The sequence below is a fragment of the Nitrosomonas supralitoralis genome (genome assembly GCF_003011925.2).
In the GTDB taxonomy this organism is placed as follows: domain Bacteria; phylum Pseudomonadota; class Gammaproteobacteria; order Burkholderiales; family Nitrosomonadaceae; genus Nitrosomonas; species Nitrosomonas supralitoralis.
Genome location: NZ_PXXU01000108.1, coordinates 1 through 4025 on the forward strand (window position 1 = coordinate 1; position 4025 = coordinate 4025).

1 protein-coding gene is annotated in these 4025 nt (G+C 50.9%); it reads left to right on the top strand.

What is annotated here, in order from left to right; translation table 11 throughout:
* On the top strand, nt 1-4025 hold a 4025-nt coding region (locus C7H79_RS16530), incomplete at both ends, for a peroxidase family protein (RefSeq protein ID WP_197714666.1).

Consider the following 4025-nt stretch of genomic DNA (forward strand, 5'->3'; position numbering starts at 1 on the left):
TTCCAAACCTACTTTATACCCAATGTGACGCCGGATGCCGGCTTGTCGGCTCCGTTCAATTCGTGGTTTACTTTTTTTGGCCAGTTTTTTGATCACGGATTGGATCTCGTCAATAAGGGCCAAAGCGGAACCATTTTTATTCCGCTACAGGATGACGATCCCCTGGTGACCGGCCCGGATGGAATACTCGGCGATGACCCATCAACACCCGCTGTTGATGAAAGTCTTGATGATTTGCCGGCGCATTTACGGTTCATGGCGCTTACGCGCGCAACCAATCAACCCGGCCCCGATGGCGTCATGGGCACCGCTGACGATGTACACGAACATGTCAATCAGACCACGCCTTTCGTTGACCAGAATCAAACTTATACATCCCATCCGTCGCATCAAGTCTTTTTGCGTGAATATCAATTGAATGGTGCGGGTAAGCCCGTATCAACAGGAAAATTGCTTGAAAACAGCGCGACTGGCGATGGCCTGGCTACCTGGGCGGATACCAAGGCGCAAGCGCATAGCAAATTGGGAATCAACCTGACTGATGTTGACTTAACCAATCTGCCGTTGCTTGCGACGGACACCTACGGCAAATTTATTCCCGGCTCCAATGGTTTTGTACAAATCGTCACCGCAAGTGGATTGGTTCAAGGAGATCCTACAGCGAATGGCGGACTCGGTGTAAATATTCCGGGTAATACGGTGCGTACCGGTCATGCGTTTCTGGACGATATCGCTCATAATGCCGTGCCGCGGAATACCAACGGCACCATGAAAACAGCGGATGCTGATTCGATTATCAATAACGGGCCAATTGCTCCCGGCCAATACGATGATGAATTACTGGATGCGCATTTCATCACCGGCGATGGCCGTGGCAATGAAAACATCGGTCTGACCACGGTGCATACCGTTTTTCATGCCGAGCATAACCGCACGGTCGATTTTGTTAAGAATCTGGTTGCCAACAGCGGGGATGCTGCATTTATTGCGCAATGGAAGTTGCCGAATGGGGCATGGGATGGTGAACGTTTATTCGGAGCGGCTAAGTTTGCTACCGAAATGCAGTATCAGCACTTGGTGTTTGAAGAATTTGCCCGCAAGGTGCAGCCGAATGTGGATGTTTTTATCGGTTATGACAGCACTATTGATTCTGCCATCATGGCTGAGTTTGCGCATGTGGTTTACCGTTTTGGTCATTCGATGTTGACCGAAAAAGTGGAAAGGATTAACGCGAATGGCAATCACAATGATATCGGATTGATTCAGGCATTTTTGAATCCGGTCGAATTCGGTGCTGACTACGCGAACAATTCCGAAGCGGCTGCTGCGGTCGTCAGGGGCATGACCAAACAAGTCGGCAATGAAATTGACGAATTTGTCACCGAAGCTTTGCGTAATAATCTTTTGGGGCTTCCTCTTGATCTGCCGGCGATCAATCTCACGCGGGGACGCGATACCGGTATTCCGGGATTGAACGATGCGCGGCGCATGTTTTTTGACGATGTCGGCCACCCCGCATTGAGACCGTACGACAGTTGGGCCGATTTTGGTCTGGATATCAGACATCCGGAATCGCTCACCAATTTTATTGCGGCTTACGGCAATCATCCGACTATTAACAGCGCAACCACCATGGAAGACAAGCGTGCCGCCGCAGATTTGCTGGTCAACGGAGGTCCGGGAGCGCCGGGAGATCGTGCTAATTTCATGAACAGCGAAGGCGGTTATACCACCGCGAATTCCGGATTGGACAGCGTTGATTTCTGGATTGGCGGCATGGCTGAGCAACAAGCGCCATTTGGCGGTTTATTAGGTTCGACATTTAATTATGTATTCGAAACACAACTGGAAAACTTACAGAATGGCGATCGTTTCTACTATCTGGCGCGTACCGCTGGATTGGATTTCCTGACGCAATTGGAAGAAAACTCATTTGCCGAAATGATCATGCGCAATCTGCCGAATGTGAAGCATTTGCCTTTTGATGTTTTCTCCACCCCGACGTACATCTTTGAAGCCGGTGCGCAGAATGCCAGTGGACCGATCATCAATGATCCTGATACTCCTTATAATGAAACAAATTTGCTGATCCGTGACACCTCACTCGGTCCAAACACCATCCGTTATACGGGTCAGGAACATATCGTGATGGGCGGTACGGAAAATAATGATCGATTACGAGCCGGCGCAGGTGACGATACGATCTGGGGCGATGGCGGCGATGACCGCATCGAAGGGGGTGCCGGCAACGATTCGATTAACGGCGGCGACGGTAATGATCGCATTACTGATTCTTCCGGAGACGACAACATCAAGGGTGGCGATGGTCATGATTACATCAATGGCGGTGCCGGCTTCAATTTGATTCTGGGCGGTGCGGGCCACGACTTTATCGTGACGGGCAACGACATTTCGGAGGTTTTTGGCGGCCCGGGCAACGATTTCATTTTTGGTAATGCCCCGAATGAAGTCATGCAGGGTAATGAGGGCGATGACTGGATTCAAACCGGAACGGCCGATGGCTCCACCGGTGATAATTTTGATCCGTTCAATCGTGATCCCATTCGTGGCAATGATGTATTTGTGGGTAGCGGCGGCCTGGATGAATTCATTGGTGAAGGCGGCGATGACATGATGAGAGGTCTGGCCGGTGCGGATAAAAACGACGGCGGCAGCGGATTTGACTGGACCCACAATGTGGGCAGCACCGTGCCTGCAGATGTTGATCTGGCCAGACTGCTGGTTCCAGGCCCCTTTGTGGATACTGCGGATCGTTTTGATCTGGTCGAAGCGGCATCGGGATGGGATCACAACGACATTATACGGGGCGACAACAAAACCAGTGTCGAGTTGGAGCTGATTGATCCGAACACCGGACAGAACAATGCACTGGATAACGTTAATCAACTCAATGGCACACATACGGCTGCTGAACGCATTGGCATGATCAGCGGGTTGAGTGCGTTACTGAATGGAGCGACCAGCTTCAGTGCAGGCAATATTTTGATCGGCGGTGGCGGTAGTGACTTGATTGAAGGTCGCGGGGGTAATGACATTATCGATGGCGATGCCTGGCTGAATGTTCGAATCAGCGTTCGCACCAATCCGGACAACCCTGCCACGCAAATTGCAAGCTTCCCCAACATGACGCCAGCATTGCGTAATGCGATGCAGGTCGGCACTTATAGTCCGGATCAACTGGTCATTGTGCGCGAGATTCTGACCACTAATACCGGCATAGATACCGCCGTGTATCGTGATGTATTCGCCAATTATGTGGTGACTGCGGATTCCAATGGTACTATCTTTGTTGATCATGTTAATCCTCCTGGTGGAGGCGGCGGTGGCGGTCTTGACGATGGCTCCGATACTTTGCGCAATATCGAGCGGCTGCAGTTCACCGACAGAATCGCCATTATCGGCACCATCGGTGATGATAATCTAGTCGGTACCGATAATAATGACACCCTTCTCGGCCTGGCCGGTAATGACACATTGAACGGTCTGCTGGGGGTGGATACGCTGATTGGCGGTACTGGTGATGATACCTATATAGTCGATAGCACGACTGACATTATTGTTGAATTTGCCGGCCAAGGTAATGACACGATTCAAAGTTCGGTGAATTTCGCGCTGGGCACTACGGTCAATATTGAGAATCTGACGCTGGTCGGAGCGGCGTTGACCGGAACCGGTAACAGTTTTGACAATATTCTGACTGGCAACAGCCTCAATAACACATTGGTCGGCCTGGAAGGTAACGATACCCTGGATGGTCAGGGCGGTAACGATACACTGGTGGGAGGCATAGGCAATGATTTGTATATCGTCGATTCCGCCTCCGATACCGTTACTGAACAAACCAATCAAGGCATCGATACGGTTCAGAGTTCAGTGACATTCTCGCTCAGTTCTACTATTAATGTGGAACACCTGACCCTGACCGGAACCAACGCAATCGACGGTACCGGCAATAACCGGCCCAATACGCTCATCGGCAACGATGGAGACAATACGCTGACCGG